The organism is Microcystis sp. M169S2 (assembly GCF_020245865.1).
GTDB classification, from domain to species: domain Bacteria; phylum Cyanobacteriota; class Cyanobacteriia; order Cyanobacteriales; family Microcystaceae; genus Microcystis; species Microcystis ichthyoblabe_A.
On record NZ_JADBUB010000153.1, the window covers coordinates 1 to 14,754 of the forward strand.

Annotated in this window: 17 protein-coding genes; 4 read left to right on the plus strand and 13 right to left on the minus strand. The window is 43.4% G+C overall.

Annotation, left to right across the window (positions count from 1 at the left end; genetic code table 11):
* Positions 1-457 precede the first annotated feature (457 nt).
* Together IM485_RS15545 and IM485_RS15550 are read right to left on the minus strand one after the other, a co-directional pair.
* Complete coding sequence (locus IM485_RS15545) at positions 458-1,045, minus strand: class I SAM-dependent methyltransferase (protein ID WP_002741783.1); 588 nt, start codon at positions 1,043-1,045, stop codon at positions 458-460.
* 358 nt (positions 1,046-1,403) lie between these two features.
* Entirely contained in the window at positions 1,404-1,847 is a 444-nt protein-coding gene (locus IM485_RS15550; protein WP_002791254.1) for a hypothetical protein, read from the minus strand.
* A 347-nt stretch (positions 1,848-2,194) separates the two neighbouring features.
* Between IM485_RS15550 and IM485_RS15555 the strand changes: the two genes are divergently transcribed.
* On the plus strand, positions 2,195-3,631 hold the full coding sequence (locus IM485_RS15555) for a folate/biopterin family MFS transporter (RefSeq protein ID WP_104395958.1): 1,437 nt from the start codon (positions 2,195-2,197) through the stop codon (positions 3,629-3,631).
* A 96-nt stretch (positions 3,632-3,727) separates the two neighbouring features.
* Here IM485_RS15555 and IM485_RS15560 read toward each other — a convergent pair whose 3' ends face one another.
* Positions 3,728-3,949, minus strand: coding sequence for a type II toxin-antitoxin system HicA family toxin (locus IM485_RS15560; protein ID WP_002732388.1), 222 nt, complete (start codon positions 3,947-3,949; stop codon positions 3,728-3,730).
* Positions 3,949-4,194, minus strand: coding sequence for a type II toxin-antitoxin system HicB family antitoxin (locus IM485_RS15565; protein ID WP_002753457.1), 246 nt, complete (start codon positions 4,192-4,194; stop codon positions 3,949-3,951). The genes IM485_RS15560 and IM485_RS15565 overlap by 1 nt, the downstream gene beginning before the upstream one ends.
* 245 nt (positions 4,195-4,439) lie before the next feature.
* Here IM485_RS15565 and IM485_RS15570 point away from each other — a divergent pair, with 245 nt between their 5' ends.
* A complete protein-coding gene (locus IM485_RS15570; protein WP_002763657.1) occupies positions 4,440-4,739 on the plus strand; it encodes a type II toxin-antitoxin system Phd/YefM family antitoxin in 300 nt (99 codons plus the stop codon).
* A 104-nt stretch (positions 4,740-4,843) separates the two neighbouring features.
* Here the strand turns inward: IM485_RS15570 and IM485_RS15575 are convergent, their stop codons facing one another.
* A complete protein-coding gene (locus IM485_RS15575; protein WP_287744212.1) occupies positions 4,844-5,569 on the minus strand; it encodes a PEP-CTERM sorting domain-containing protein in 726 nt (241 codons plus the stop codon).
* Between the two features lie 416 nt (positions 5,570-5,985).
* On the opposite strand from IM485_RS15575, the gene IM485_RS15580 reads away from it, so the two are divergent.
* Together IM485_RS15580 and IM485_RS15585 are read left to right on the plus strand one after the other, a co-directional pair.
* Complete coding sequence (locus IM485_RS15580) at positions 5,986-8,157, plus strand: glutamine synthetase III family protein (protein WP_104395956.1); 2,172 nt, start codon at positions 5,986-5,988, stop codon at positions 8,155-8,157.
* A gap of 114 nt (positions 8,158-8,271) precedes the next feature.
* Positions 8,272-9,765, plus strand: coding sequence for a carotenoid oxygenase family protein (locus tag IM485_RS15585; RefSeq protein ID WP_287744215.1), 1,494 nt, complete (start codon positions 8,272-8,274; stop codon positions 9,763-9,765).
* Between the two features lie 44 nt (positions 9,766-9,809).
* On the opposite strand, the gene IM485_RS15590 is transcribed toward IM485_RS15585, so the two are convergent.
* The 8 genes from IM485_RS15590 to IM485_RS15625 all read right to left on the minus strand — a co-directional run.
* A complete protein-coding gene (locus tag IM485_RS15590; protein WP_104395954.1) occupies positions 9,810-10,685 on the minus strand; it encodes a Tab2/Atab2 family RNA-binding protein in 876 nt (291 codons plus the stop codon).
* 227 nt (positions 10,686-10,912) lie between these two features.
* Positions 10,913-11,932, minus strand: a complete 1,020-nt coding sequence (locus IM485_RS15595; RefSeq protein WP_287744217.1) for a glycosyltransferase family 2 protein — start codon at positions 11,930-11,932, stop codon at positions 10,913-10,915.
* Positions 11,933-12,111: 179 nt separating this feature from the next.
* A complete protein-coding gene (locus tag IM485_RS15600; RefSeq protein WP_287744220.1) occupies positions 12,112-12,429 on the minus strand; it encodes a DUF3593 domain-containing protein in 318 nt (105 codons plus the stop codon).
* Entirely contained in the window at positions 12,422-12,733 is a 312-nt protein-coding gene (locus IM485_RS15605) for a DUF2499 domain-containing protein (RefSeq protein ID WP_002734463.1), read from the minus strand. Before IM485_RS15605 ends, IM485_RS15600 begins: the two co-directional genes overlap by 8 nt.
* Before the next feature lie 148 nt (positions 12,734-12,881).
* Positions 12,882-13,856, minus strand: a complete 975-nt coding sequence (gene gshB, locus IM485_RS15610; protein ID WP_104395951.1) for a glutathione synthase — start codon at positions 13,854-13,856, stop codon at positions 12,882-12,884.
* A 15-nt stretch (positions 13,857-13,871) separates the two neighbouring features.
* Positions 13,872-14,132, minus strand: coding sequence for a glutaredoxin 3 (gene grxC, locus IM485_RS15615; RefSeq protein ID WP_104395950.1), 261 nt, complete (start codon positions 14,130-14,132; stop codon positions 13,872-13,874).
* A gap of 63 nt (positions 14,133-14,195) precedes the next feature.
* Positions 14,196-14,615: a hypothetical protein gene (locus IM485_RS15620; RefSeq protein ID WP_287744223.1), complete on the minus strand. Its 420-nt coding sequence runs from the start codon at positions 14,613-14,615 to the stop codon at positions 14,196-14,198.
* A 38-nt stretch (positions 14,616-14,653) separates the two neighbouring features.
* Positions 14,654-14,754 (minus strand): transposase (locus tag IM485_RS15625; RefSeq protein WP_287742733.1); only part of this gene is annotated, 101 nt, incomplete at its 5' end.

The window sequence follows — 14,754 nt, forward strand, 5'->3', positions numbered from 1 at the left end:
AGAGGTTATTCTCCTCGTAGGTCTCGATGATCTTTTGTCGCAAGTCTAAAGAATAGGGCTTCATCGGGTCGTGGCTCCTGCCTAGGTCTATAATTTATTGTCCTCTTCTATTGTACCTCATGCAAGTGCATACCGCTATATGCCGATCAGCGCATTCTTTTATGAACTCTCCACCACTACCAGCGTAGATGATCTATCCCCAATTAAGTGCTAATCTGGCAGAGGATATTAGATTACCTAGACTTATCAACTTCAATGAATGAGCAAGGTGCGTTCCCAAAAATCGATCGGTGCAGTGGTAGAACTGACCTTAGGGAACGCACCCTACGGCTACGGCAATAGCGATCGCACTATTTTCTTTCACTAAAATCGGGTTTTAACAGGTCAAAAGCCTTATTTTGAAAGGGTTTTACCATTATTTAGCAAACCCTAGGTAGGCCATACAAAACGATTGCTGTTAGTCAGGAGGGAGGTTGAAAAGTAATCGTGTATCATGGTCTGGCGCCACTTTGAATGCCAAAGCAGACACTTCAAGATTGCGAGCGGCACTATATATCTTTGAAAAGCCCGCCTTTTGCAAGGCTTTCAACAACGATTTATGTGTAAAACCGGTCTTATGGGCAAAAAAGTCTTTTTTACTGCGCTCGATTTCAACGCTATAACCGTAAAGGACATCTAGAACCATAATTGGCCCTGCCGGTGATTGATACAGGACATCATCAATATCTAAACCCCTGTCAATTGTGATCCGCATCAGTTCCTGGATGTCCGGGACCCGAATATGTGCAAAACCGCCGTCCTTAAGTACGTGTAGGAACCCAGCTAGGACTCTCTGTACATCGTGTCGGTAGTAATGTTCAAGGTTATGTGAGCAGTAAACAGCGTCAAACTGACCACTTTCAAGGGTGGTAAGATTACGCGCATCGCACACAATATCTGGTGAACCTTTCGGGTCAATATCGAGCAGCAAGTGTTCAAATTCTGAATATTGGGGCGGAAGCGGAATCGCCTTGCTGTTGCCACCTACGTTTAGAACTTTTTTCATCTCTCGCCTTTGTTGGTAAACCTAACTGAGGATTATACGGAAAGTTTCCCTGTATCACATCAAATACACATTAAAAAAAATCTTTCCGTATATTAATAGAGCGATCGCAAAAAACTTTCCCCATAACACGACAATAAGCCTGTTATGCCGATTAGCACATTTTTTTATGAACCCTCCACCACTACCAGAGCAGCGATCATACTAATGTAAGAAGTAGATGATCTATCCCCAATTAAGTGCTAATCTAGCAGAGGATATTAGATCACCTAGACTTATCAACTTTAATGAATGAGTAGGGTGCGTTCCCCAAAATCGATCGGTGCAGTAGTAGAACTGACCTTAGGGAACGCCCCTACAGCTAATTACCAGTTTTTTTGGGATATTTCCCAGCAGAAACAATTAAGAAAGCTAAAACAATATACAATATGGTAGTAAAGGACAATCTTACTAAAACTGTTAATCCATTTAACGAATATAACTTAAAAGTTTCCTGATTGTTAATAAATTTTGTATAGAAGGCATTCTCTGTAATAGCTTTAGCTAATCTTTCGGATGCTGTGAAAGTGTCAATTATCATCAAAATATGAGCAAAAAACAAAAAGACTACAGCAAGCAATAAAAACCGAATAATTTTTTTGTTCATTGCCAAGTATTCTCGTGCATTTTCAGAAGTTACGAGCCACCCAATTGCTGCCAATTGCAAGCCCATTGTTGACCAAATTATATTAAGATGAACAGTCTTATTGTCTTTTAGAGAATTTAATAACAGATCGAAAATTTCTTTTCCTGGATCGCAATTCATAAGCTACTCCTTGTTGACATAGACTAACACTCAAGCTTGAGTGAAAGGAGAAACCCAACCATATTAGACGGTAACTTTCTATATATGACACGAAATATACACTTTTTTAAAAATCTTTCTGTATATTAACAGGGCGATCGCAAAAAACTTTCCCAATAACACGACAATGAGTCTGTTATGCCGATTGGGAATAGAGAAGTGGAGAGCAGGGAAATTCAACTAAAACCCTAAAACCCAATACCCAACCGCCAGAACCTAAAGCTCAACAGCCAAACCCTAACAGCTAACGCACCGATCGAGCGATCAATCATTATTATAGAGACAGTAACAAATATTTATGAAACTTCATGCTTATTAATCGCCTTGGCATCGATCGCGGGAAAAAATTCCTTAAAGAGAGTATCTTGTTCGGAAATGACCCTAATCCCGAATTAATTGGCATTTTAGGGGTTTATTTCGTCCAGGGCATTCTCGGACTCTCCCGATTAGCGGTTAGCTTCTTTTTAAAAGACGATTTGGCCTTGAGTCCCTCCCAGATGGGGGCATTAATCGGAGTGGCGGCGATTCCTTGGGTGATTAAACCAGCTTTTGGCTTTCTTTCGGATGGTTTGCCTATTTTCGGCTATCGTCGTCGGCCCTACCTAATTTTATCGGGAATTCTCGGGGTTTTAGCTTGGTTAGCCCTAGCCACTGTGGTGGAGAATGCTTGGCAAGCGGCGGCGGCGATCCTGCTTGGTTCCCTTTCTGTCACCATTAGTGATGTCATCGTCGATTCTTTGGTAGTAGAACGGGCCCGCAGAGAGTCCTTCACTCAATCCGGTTCTCTACAGTCCTTAACTTGGGGAATATCGGCCCTAGGCGGCTTAATTACGGCTTATCTGGGAGGTTGGTTACTGGCACACCTCGGTACTCGTCCTGTCTTCGCTCTCACGGCTATTTTTCCCCTGATTGCCTCAGCCATGGCGTTTTTAATTACAGAGGAAAAAATCAAGAATAACAATGATGCACAATCAACGCCCAAAGTCAAGGAGCAAATCGGGCAATTATGGTCAGCAATTAGACAAAAATCAATTTTATTACCCACTGCCTTTATTTTTCTCTGGCAGGCTACCCCTAGCGCCGATTCTGCCTTTTTCTACTTCACCACCAACGAGTTAGGATTTGAACCGGAATTTTTAGGACGAGTGCGCTTAGTCACCAGTTTAGCCTCGATCCTGGGCATCTGGGTATATCAACGGTTTTTAAAAGCGATTTCCTTTCGTTTAATTTTGGGTTGGAGTACGGTGATTTCTGCGCTTTTAGGGATGACTACCCTACTCTTAGTTACCCATACTAATCGAGCGCTCGGTATTGACGATCATTGGTTTAGTTTGGGGGATAGTCTCATCCTCACCGTCATGGGACAAATTGCCTTTTTACCCGTCTTAATTTTATCGGCCCGTCTTTGTCCCGTGGGCATTGAAGCATCTCTATTCGCTTTATTAATGTCTATCTGGAATATGTCAGGATTAGTTTCCCAAGAAATCGGCGCTTTATTAACCCATTGGTTGGGAGTCACCGAAACTAATTTTGATAACCTTTGGTTATTGGTGGTGATTACTAATCTCTCTACTCTCCTACCTTTACCCCTAATTAAATGGCTACCTTCTACGGATCCGCAATCTCAGGAAGTCAAGAAAACTTTTCCCCCCGCAGAAGTCTTTGAACATCATGTTACTGGTTCTTTAGCTGAACCAGGTTTTATTCCCGAACTTGTCCCCGAATTAATCGAGACAAGAGATTGACAGTCCAGAAAAGGGGTTTCTCAAAGAAACCCCTTTTCTGCCATCTTCATCTTGCTCAATTGAGAACAGCTTTTAACTTTTCCAAGACAGAATTGTTTAACGTAATTTTTCCCATTCTTCTCTACTAATATTTGCTTGTTGTAAAATTTTAGCCAGCAAGCTTTTACTGATATCTCCTTGGTGTGGATTAGGAATCCAGATTTTTAACTTTCCCTGCACCATATATTGATGATTTCCTCCTACCAGAGGACCAGAAAATCCCAGCTTTCTCAACTGGCGAATTAACTCTTTCCTTTTGATGGGGGCAAAAGGTGGCATCAGGCGATTTTTTGTTGAGGGGTTAGATTGATACCGTCAACAATCGGTAACTGATGCTGTAAGCGTAGTCCTAAAATAACCCAGCCTTCCAAAACTTCCTGTAACTGTTCCTTAGTAGCTTCGAGGGTTGTTTCATTAGCATATACTCCCTCAAATCCCGGAATTTCTCCATAAAAAGTACCGTCTTCTAGAACTTCATAGGTTGCCAGTTCCATTGCTTGTTTTAGATATTTTGTTAGCATCATTGACAGGAATAAAGCTCAGTTATTGTCTCGAAGATTGTCGATGTGATGATCAGTTGTTTTGACTCTGGCGATAATTTTGCCATTTTTCTCAGCTTACCATACTGGCCAATCTACTGATTCCAGTCTAGCGCGAGTTAGCAATCCCTAGCGATCGCCCTAAGTCCAGAAAACGGGTTTTTTAAAGAAACCCGTTTTCTCAGTTGATGAAATAAGCTAAAATCGAATCAACTCGTTGCCCTCGCCTTATGTTTTCTATCCAAACTACCTACACTCAAGCTCAAGAAAATTTAGCGAGCCTTCTGGATCGACTGGAAAGCGAGAATAGTATGGCGATTATTACTCGCCCTGGTCATAAAGATATGGCACTATTGAGCGCAGAGGAATTAACTGGCTTATTAGAAACCGTTTATCTTTTGCGATCGCCTGCGAATGCTCGAAAGTTATTGGCAGCACTGGAACGTTCAATGGAGAGGGACGTTCAAACAATACCGGGACAGACAGTTACAGAACTTTGTCAGGAGTTAGGAATTGAACGCCAAGAGTAGGGCAATTGTCTTTGACAGTTAATTTCGAGAAGATTTAAGATGGTGGTACAAAACAGATAAAAAAGCTGATTAAGAAAACGGGTTTCTCAAAGAAACCCGTTTTCTCAGTTCCAATGGTGCCTAAATGCCGCTGCCGTTCCTAGTAAGCCTAAAGCCAGCAAACCTAAGCCAGAACTTGATTCAGGAACAGGAACAGGAACAGTCTGGGCAAAGCGAACTTCAGAGAGACCAATAGGCCCTGGTGCTGTCCAACCAACGAACCAATTGTTTGCTACATCAATTCTAGCATATTGGGCTTGAATTAAAGGAAAGGAAAAAAGTGTGGCAGGTATGTTGTTCGAAGTGCCTTCGGGAAGTGTTAGGGTTCCTGATACATAAACTGGACTGCTAAAGTCGGAGTTATTGGAGAGAATTAGTGTGAAATCCTTGATTCCGCGATCAGTAGCTGTGGTATTAAAAGCGTTGTAATTCCACAAAGCCAAGGTATCTAAGAACACAGAACTGCCAAAATCAAAATCAAGATTGACATCAGCAGGAGTTGTCCCGATTTCTAAACGTACTCCCCAGAAATTAGACAAATCGGTACCTCCGACGTGCTGTTGCTGCAAAGCGTTTCCAGGTCCAGTCAACCCATTGCCGTTGGCAGTGTTGACTAAGGCTCCAATCGTGGGAGTAGCAGTGCCTGCATTAAGCGTTAAGGTTGGAGTGGGATTGTAGATGATCGGCAGCGCTTGGACGGGGAGGATAGTCATTCCAGCGATCGCGCTAACTGTGCCAGCGAAGACAACACCAGCCAGAGAGAGAGATTTGAAGTTAGTTGTAAAATTCATGGGCAATTTTGGGCAAATTCCACCAGCATTTTACCCCCCCCCCGATTTTGTCAAATATCGCTTTTTTATCGATTGCATAGATGTATAGAGTTTTATCTCCAGAAAACGGGTTTCTCAAAGAAACCCGTTTTATCAGTGCGATCGCTTGTGGAAGATCGGGTTTGGGATATTTGTAATGTTTGATACAAATCTCTCGATCATCTGTTCTTAAGATTAAGGCTGGTGTTGCTCATTGATCGGAAAAGAGGCCGGCGCAAGCAGATAAAAACCGCAGAGAAGCTTGTGCCGTGGGATCAAAATTATTAAGCGGAGAATAGCCTCTGACCGGAATTCAACATCAAAATCAGTAGGAAACTTGTCATCGCCTAAGTAAAGTAACCCCTTATCCACGACACAACACAATAGGAAAAATACTTATGAGTTATGGAACCCGTGTTCAAGCTATCTCTCAAGTAACGGATCGTAAACCCCTACCTAGCAAACTTCCTCAACGTTTAGAGGCCCTCTGGGCAACCGATGTCTTTACCCTGAGCAAAATGCAGGCCAGTCTTCCCAAAGATGTATTCAAATCGGTCAAAAACACGATTTTAACCGGGGGAAAATTAGACGTTTCCATCGCCAGTGCGGTGGCGGCTGCGATGAAGGATTGGGCCACGTCCAAAGGGGCGCTGTACTATGCTCACGTCTTCTATCCGATGACCAACGCCACCGCCGAAAAACACGATGGTTTTATCTCCGTGCAGAGCGACGGCTCGGTGATCACAGAATTTACGGGCAAAGTCTTAGTACAGGGGGAACCGGACGGATCCTCCTTTCCTAACGGCGGACTTCGCTCCACCTTTGAAGCGCGGGGTTACACCGCTTGGGATGTCACCAGTCCGGCCTACGTCATGGAGACGGATAATGGTGTCACCCTGTGTATCCCCACGGTTTTCATCTCTTGGACAGGAGAGGCCCTCGACAAAAAAACGCCGCTTTTACGCTCGATTTCATCGATGAGTAAAGCCGCCACCAGGGTGCTGAAGCTCTTAGGACATACGGAGGTCGCCCCCGTTAACTCCAGCTGCGGCGCTGAACAGGAATATTTTCTAGTCGATGCTCATTTTGCCCATAGTCGCCCCGATTTACTGCTCACCGGTCGCACCCTATTTGGTAAACCCGCCGCCAAGGGTCAACAGTTCGACGATCATTATTTTGGCGCGATTCCCGAACGGGTTCAGGTGTTTATGCAGGAAGTAGAGGAAAGAATGTATCGCCTCGGCATTCCGGCCAAAACCCGCCATAATGAAGTCGCCCCCGGACAGTTCGAGATTGCCCCCTTTTTCGAGGCCGCTAACGTGGCCAGTGACCATCAGCAGTTAATTATGACTTTGCTGAAAAGTACGGCTAAAAAACACGGTTTTGTTTGCCTACTGCATGAAAAACCCTTTGCAGGAATTAATGGTTCGGGAAAACACGTTAACTGGTCCGTCGGCAACGCTACCCAGGGCAATCTGTTGGATCCGGGCGATACTCCCCACGCTAATATGCAGTTTTTGTTATTCTGTGGGGCGGTTATTCGTGGCGTTCACAAGTACGGGGCGCTTTTACGCGCAGTGGTGGCTACTGCCAGCAATGATCACCGTTTGGGGGCAAATGAAGCTCCTCCCGCCATTATTTCCGTATATTTGGGCAGCCAGTTAGAAAAGGTATTCGACCAAATTAGCCAAGGCCGAATTGAGGGTTCTGATGCCCCGGGGTTGATGGATCTCGGTGTCGATACCCTGCCGGTATTCCCCAAGGATCCTGGCGATCGCAATCGTACCTCTCCTTTTGCTTTTACGGGCAATCGCTTTGAATTCCGCGCTGTGGGTTCTAATCAGTCAGTTTCTGGGCCGCTGGTGGCGATGAACACGATTCTAGCCGATTCCCTGACTTGGGTGGCGGATAACTTAGAAAGCCGGATGAAAGCCGGGGAAGACCTCAATACTGCCGCCGAGGGTGTTCTCAAGGAGATCATGGACAAACACAGAAATGTGATCTTCGGAGGTAACGGATATTCCCCAGAATGGCACAAAATGGCGGTAGAAGAGCGCGGTTTAGCGAATCTCCGCACCACCGCCGATGCTTTACCCGTGCTGAAAGCCGATTATATTGAAGAACTGTTTACCCGCATGGGTGTGTTTACCCCCGTTGAACTGGAAAGTCGTTTTGATGTCTATGCGGAACAGTATTTGCTGGCCATCGAAGTGGAGGCGAAACTGGTGGTAAGTATGGCTAAAACGATTATTTATCCCGCTGCTGTTCGCTACTTGTCGGAATTGTCTTCAGCGATCGCTAATGCTGCGGCGATCGGCATCGAGATCAATAAGGAAAACGCCCAAACCGTCTCGAATCTGATTAAGTTAATGATGGATAGCGTTGGTAAACTGAGTGAGGCCATTGCTAAACACGATTTTGACTCGATCGAAGAACATATGCAGCATTCCGCTCAAACAATCCGTCCCTTGATGGATAAGGTGCGCGAATATGCTGACACGCTGGAAGGAGAAGTGGCCGACAATTTCTGGCCGCTGCCTACCTATCAAGAAATGTTGTTTGTTAAATAACAAGACGGCAAGGAGGGGGTAAATAGGCTGAAAAAATGATTAGCCACCCCCTTCTTTTTAGCTCTGGTAGTTTTAAGTTATGTTAAGAAAAGTAAATATAAACCTAAAACTACTATGGTACTAACTCCGACAATTGGCGAAAAATCCTATAATCGTCAGGATTGGCAAAAAGGCTATCAATCCCAACCTAACGAGTACGATTACGAGGTAGAAGACATTGAGGGGCAAATTCCCCCCGATTTACAGGGTACAGTCTTTAAAAACGGCCCCGGTTTACTGGATATCGCTGGCACTGCGATCGCTCATCCCTTTGATGGGGATGGTATGATCAGCGCGATTAGCTTCAATCATGGGCGCGTACATTATCGTAATCGTTTTGTGAAAACTGAGGGTTATCTCCAGGAACAGAAAGCGGGAAAACCCCTTTATCGCGGTGTTTTCGGCACGAAAAAACCGGGGGGAATTTTCGGCAATGCTTTTGATTTGCGTCTGAAAAATATTGCTAATACTAATGTTATCTACTGGGGTAATAAATTACTGGCACTTTGGGAAGCGGCCGAACCCCATCGCCTCGATGCTAAAACCCTTGACACTATTGGTTTAGACTATCTCGATGGTATCTTGGAAAAAGGCGATTCTTTTGCCGCTCATCCTCGCATCGATCCCGCTTGTATCTTCGATAATCATCAACCTTGTCTGGTAAATTTTGCCATCAAAACGGGTTTGTCGAGTGCCATTACTCTCTACGAAATTAGTCCCACGGGTAAGTTATTACGTCGTCATACCCACAGTGTACCGGGCTTTTGTTTTATCCACGATTTTGTTATTACTCCCCACTACGCTATCTTTTTCCAAAACCCGGTTGGTTATAATCCTTTTCCCTTTCTTTTTGGGTTAAAAGGTGCGGGAGAATGCGTCATTAATCAACCGGACAAGTTAACTAAGATTATTATTATCCCCCGGGATCCTAACAAAGGAGAAGTGAAAGTTTTAGAAACTCCATCAGGTTTTGTTTTCCATCATAGCAATGCTTTTGAACAACTTGCCCCGAGCTACGTCGAAGGGGGGGAGAAAATTTATATTGATTCTATTTGTTATCAATCCTTACCACAACTGGATTCAAATAGCAATTTTCAATCGGTAGATTTTGATAGTTTAGCTCCAGGACATCTGTGGCGATTTACACTAAATTTATCAGAAAATACGGTTACAAGAGAATGTATTCTAGAGCATTGTTGTGAATTTCCCAGTATTAATCCTGCAAAAGTTGGTCGAGATTACCGTTATTTATACATCGCTGCCGCTCATCATGCCACTGGTAATGCTCCTTTGCAAGCAATCTTAAAACTGGACTTATTAACGGGAGAAAAACAATTACATTCTTTTGCTCCCCGGGGATTTGCGGGTGAACCAATTTTTGTGCCTAAACCCGATGGAATTGCTGAGGATGATGGTTGGTTATTGGTAGTCACCTACGATGCGGCCAATCATCGATCGAATATGGTAATCTTAGATGCTAAAGATATTACTAATTCCCTAGCAGTTATCCATCTTAAACACCATATTCCCTACGGGTTACACGGTAGCTGGACTAGACAATGTTTTTAAGTTAATTCTGTGGGGGTGGATTGAAAACCCACCTTGACTAAACTCTACTCTTGAGAGCCTTCTTGTAGCAGCCAAAAACCGGCGAAGGATTCCGATTCAGGGTTAGATTGAACGGCTAAAAAATGCAGATTATTCGCTTTTTGTTTAGCTTCTTCAAAGTTTTTGGCTTCCTTTAAAGTCTCGGCATTAGTGACATTGACGAGAATCCAACTATCACTAGCACCCGTTTCTAAACGTAGCACGGGACGGGAACTGGTTTCTAACTTTAAATAGGCCATTTCTAACCCTGACATCCAACCAGCTAGGGGCAAAGCACGGGGGGAAAGAATAACTAAACCGGGGATTTTTAGATTCTCATCTAATCCCATCCCTAGTATGGGCAAATTTTCTCCGAAGCTAATATCCCAGTCTTTTAAATCATTAAAAGAAGACAATTCTAGCGTGACAAAAGCCCATTTATCTGCCTTATCTCCCCGGACAGCATCGGGAAGGGGAACAGCATTTAAAGGAGGATAATTCACGGAAGCGGTTTTAGTTAAATTTTGATCATAACCAACTTCTTGGGGGTAGAAATTAACCATTCTTTCTTCTATCCATCTCGTTAAAGCATGAGTGCGACGACTAGGGGAAGCGGGAATACCGATATCCTCGCAAGCTTTGCTAATCATGTTATTCATCTGACGACGGAAAAAGCGAATTTTTTTGGGAGTTACTCCCGCTGCCTTGATAGCTGCAGTAATTGCCTCTCCTAACCATTGGGAATTAACCATCGTATTAGGACAATAACTGGCATATTTAAATAGTGTATCGGAGGAGCGATCGATTGTTGCCGGAGTTTCACAGATTAATAATTCCCATCTTTTTTTATTATTTTCATCCACCACCGGCCGCGAATAAAAATCAAGTTCCCAAATAGTCATATTTTTTTCAGTTATCAGTTATCAGTTATCAGTTATCAGTCATCAGATTTGAGTTTTCAGTGAACAATAAGTACCTAAGCAAAATTAATTACACATATCTAACCCCCCCTTGCCTCTTGCCTTTTGCCTTTTGCCTTTCTTCACTAGGAAATTTATTTTGCACGACTACTTATTAAGTGGCAAGTTCCGAGATGTCTTTTCACTGATTACTGTTTACTGATTACTGTTTACTGCTCACTGAAAAATCCCCTATCCCCGACAACAGTACGAACGCGGTAGATAGGACGTTTTTGGGATTCATGGTAAGTTCGCATCAAAATTTCTGCCAAAAGACCAAAACAGAGTAATTGTACCCCAGTTAAAAAGAATAACACAGCTAGGATTAACAAAGGTCGATTGCCGATGTCTTGTCCGAAACCGAGTTTGAGAATAGTCAGATAAGTACCTAAAATAATCCCCACTACCATCGATAACAGTCCGTAGAGTCCAAAAATGTGCATCGGACGGGTGAGGAACTTTTTCATAAAAAAGACAGTAAATAAGTCCATAATCACGCGAATTGTGCGACCTAAACCATATTTACTCTGTCCGAACCGTCTAGCGTGGTGATTAACGGGAATTTCGGTTATTTTTGCCCCTTCAATAAAAGCTAACGCGGGTAAAAAGCGATGTAATTCCCCGTAGAGATTCATATCGGCCACTAATTCTGCTCGATAGGCTTTCAAAGAACAACCGTAGTCGTGTAATTTGACCCCTGTAACCTTGCCAATCAGCCAATTAGCTATTTTTGAGGGTAAAAGCCGTTTTACCTTGTCATCTTGGCGATTTTTGCGCCAGCCACTCACGAGGTCATAACCTTCCTCCAATTTGGCCAATAATAGGGGTATATCATTGGGATCGTTCTGTAAATCGCCGTCGAGGGTAACGATGACCCGTCCCGTGGCATAATTAAATCCAGCAGCCATGGCGGGGGTTTGTCCGTAGTTGCGTCGCAATATCACCGCCTTGAGATCATCGCGATTTTTAGCTAAATTAGTTAAAACCTCGGTGGAACCATCCTTAGAACCGTCGTCAACACAGATAATCTCGTAGTTAATTTGATAAGAACGCAAAATCGAGGCGATACTCTCGACGAGATGGGGGATACTGTCCACTTCGTTATAAATGGGAACCACTACCGATAAAGTCTGGATAGCAGCCTGCGGGTTTGGTTCGTTGACACTGATGGACGGTGTAATCGGGGACATATTTGACTGACGCGGGGACGTTTTGGGGCGATTGTATCACAATTCAGTTATCAGTTATCAGTTATCAGTTATCAGTCATCAGTCATCAGATGTGAGTTGTCAGTTCACTGATTACTGTTTACTGTTCACTGTCCACTGTTCCCTGAAAACACCCCCCACTTCCCACTTCCCACTTCCCATTATCCACTCCCTGTTCCCTGTTCCCCTTTCCCTGTTTGCTTTTTGGCTAAAATTGCCTGACGAAAACCTAAGACGACGAGAATATTGGAGAGGGTGAGGAAAAGTTCGGCGCTGCCGTGTAACCAATCGACGTTAGCTAATTCTTTACCGTAGTGGATTTTGGCGTAGATACCAGCAGGAATGGTGATAAAAACGAAGATTAACAGCACATAAAAGCCAATTAAGGCTAAACGGGGCATTTTTCCTGAACGAGTGACAAACCAAAGAAACCCCAGATAGGGAAACAGGGAAATGGCAAATAAACTGTCTTTATTCATTGTTAACGCTGATTTTACTGGAACGCCACAGCCACCAACCGGCAGCACAGAGGGTAAAATTTCCTAAGACAGTCATGGCTGCCTGTAGGGTGACTAACCAGGATAAGGCACTGATATTATCAAAAAAATGCCATGTACAGGCACACATTGCCCCAATTAAAGCGGGTAACATTCCCCAAGATAACATTCGCCACGATCGATCGCTACTGATGTCGCCATAGGTCCAGACTAACCAGATCGCCGCTATCCATTCTACGACACTCGATACATGAACTATCCACGTCGGTATTGATAAAGCATTCATTATTTTCTATAGGAGACAGTTATCAGTTATCAGTTATCAGTTATCAGATTTGAGTTTTAAGTGAGCAGTATTAAATAGAAGTTTTCTCCTGTCTTTTCGCTGATTACTGTTTACTGTTTGCTGTTCACTGAAAATACTCCCCATCTCCCTAATCTCTGCTGCCCAAATGATTTTCTAGCCATTTAATTACCTGTTGACCTAAGCTAACATTGTTTAATCGATCGATCTCGCGAATGCCGGTGGGACTGGTGACATTAACTTCCGTGAGGTAGCCACCAATGACATCTAATCCGACAAAATACAGGCCATCTTCTCGTAATTTTGGGGCTAAAGTGGCACAGATTTCTAATTCTAGATCGCTGATTTCTGTTTTTGCCACTCGTCCACCCACTGCCATGTTACCGCGAAATTCTGAACCCGTGGGAATGCGATTAACTGCCCCGATGGGTTCACCATTGAGGACAATAATGCGTTTATCTCCTTCTTTGGCAGCTGGTAAATAATCTTGAATCATTACCGGTTCTTGTCCCCATTTTGTGCTAATTTCAATCATTGAATTGAGATTGCGATCTTCGGGACTAAGAAATAAAATTCCCTCCCCTGCTTTGCCCCCTAAAGGTTTCATAACTGCCGCCCCTTTTTGGTTGACAAATTCCCTAATCGTTGCTTTATCTTGGGAAACAATTGTAGCTGGCATTACCTGAGCAAAGTGAATAGTATATAACTTTTCGTTGGCATGGCGTAAACCCCTAGTTGAGTTAATTACTTGGGTTTTTTGTGGGTCGATCAGGTCTAATAAATAGGTGGCATAAAGATAGGCAATCGTCACGGGTGGGTCTTTTCGCATCCAGACAAAATCGAAGTTTTCTAGGCAGGTAAAAACTGTCTCTTGTCTTTGATACCATTGAGATACAGCCACCCAATGATTATCTTTTAACTCCACGGGAACCAGTTCAATTTTAGTTAGTTTTGCCCAAGCTTTTCCCGCAATTGCACTGAGATCTGTGATGGAAGTCATCCAGATTTCATGGCCTAATAATTGGGACGCTTCCATGATAGCTACACTGGTATCATGGCCCGGATCGAGATGCTCGATCGGATCGATAATAAAGGCTAGTTTCATTAATAGTTTTTATCCTTAATTCTGCAACAGGGGAGCTAAACCACCACTTCTATCTAAAGCATAGATGTCATCGCAGCCCCCGATGTGTTGATCGTTTATAAAAATTTGTGGTACACTTGTACGTCCATTGGCTCGATCGGACATTTTGGCTCGCGCTTGTTCATCACCATCGATACAATATTCAGTAAAATCCACTCCTTTTTTCTTGAGTAATGCTTTAGCGCGGATACAGAAAGGACAGGAACTCCAAGTATAGATCTCAACATTAGCGGCCATAAAATTTATCTCCCTTCTTTACATATCTTAAATTTTAGCCGATAACCGAGCAGTGATCTTCCTTCAGGTCAGAAAACGCCAATTAGGGCGATTCCACCGATATATTCCTTGTATTTCCCATTCTTCACCGTTTTGAAAGCGAATACGGCAACTAACAGGGGGGGAATCATCCTCACTTTCCTTTACTTCTATTACCTCACAGGGAAACCAGTCGCAACTATCGGCAGCGTCTGCGGGAATCCATTCCCATAATCCATTAGACACCTCGATCGCATCTCCCACCTGTAATTTTTCTTTGGTTAACCTTAATTTTTGTAAATATTCTTGCCAATGAATCGGTTTTATGATATTCAACCAAGCCAAGCCATACTGATCGCGGATAAATTGTACCGCACCGGAAGGGCGATCATTAAGCCAATCATTGAGGAGGGAACTTTTCCAAGCTAAATTTTCCCGTTCTTGTTTGAGGATAAATTCCAGCAAAATCTCCGGCTCTTCTGGTTTTCGTGTGTTAATTTTTGTTATGAATTAAAGCAAGCAAACAGCTTAAGTCGAAGATGTTGAAAATTGGTAAATCCATAACTCATTCTTTTAATAAGCTTTATTTTGGTATTCATTCCCT